The organism is Arthrobacter sp. GCM10027362 (genome assembly GCF_042679445.1).
Taxonomy (GTDB): domain Bacteria; phylum Actinomycetota; class Actinomycetes; order Actinomycetales; family Micrococcaceae; genus Crystallibacter.
This window is the reverse complement of the sequence record NZ_JBHTML010000437.1, coordinates 1-666: the sequence shown is the minus strand read 5'-3', so window position 1 is coordinate 666 and position 666 is coordinate 1. Positions and strand designations below refer to the sequence as shown.

At 68.2% G+C, this 666-nt stretch carries 1 protein-coding gene; it reads right to left on the bottom strand.

Features of this window, described 5'->3' with window-relative positions:
- A partial coding sequence (locus tag ACFQ36_RS23220; protein WP_377017985.1) for an FAD-dependent oxidoreductase occupies positions 1-666 on the bottom strand: 666 nt, incomplete at both ends.

Sequence of the window (666 nt, the reverse complement as noted above, 5' to 3'; positions counted from 1 at the left end):
CCAGTTGGTCAGGGTGTTGACCATGGTCTTGGTCTGGTTGTTGGTCCGGATCGCCGCGTCCGAGGCCTCGTCGAACTCGAAGTCCTCCGGGTAGAGCACAATGTCCACGTCCCGCGAATGCGACAGCTCGCGCAGCTCCAGCGGGGTGAACTTCACCTGGGCCGGCCCGCGCCGGCCGAAGACGTGCACGTCGGTGACCGGGGAACTCTTCAGCCCCCGGTAGACGTTCTCCGGGATCTCGGTGGCCAGCAGGTCCTCGGCGTGCTTGGACAGGATCCGGGCCACGTCCAGGGCCACGTTGCCGTTGCCGATCACCGCGATTTCCTTCGCCTCCAGCGGCCACTCCCGGGGCACGTCCGGGTGCCCGTCGTACCAGGAGACGAAGTCCGCGGCGCCGAAGGAGCCCTCCAGGTCCACCCCGGGGATGTTCAGGTCCGCGTCCCGGACCGCCCCGGTGGCGAAGATCACCGCATCGTAGAGGCGGCGGAGGTCCTGGAGCGTCAGGTCGGTGCCGTAGTCCACGTTGCCGAAAAACCGGATGTCCCCGCGGTCGAGCACCTTGTGCAGCGCGGTGACGATCCCCTTGATCCGCGGGTGGTCCGGGGCCACCCCGTAGCGGATCAGCCCGTAGGGCGCCGGGTAGCGGTCGAACAGGTCGATGCTGAC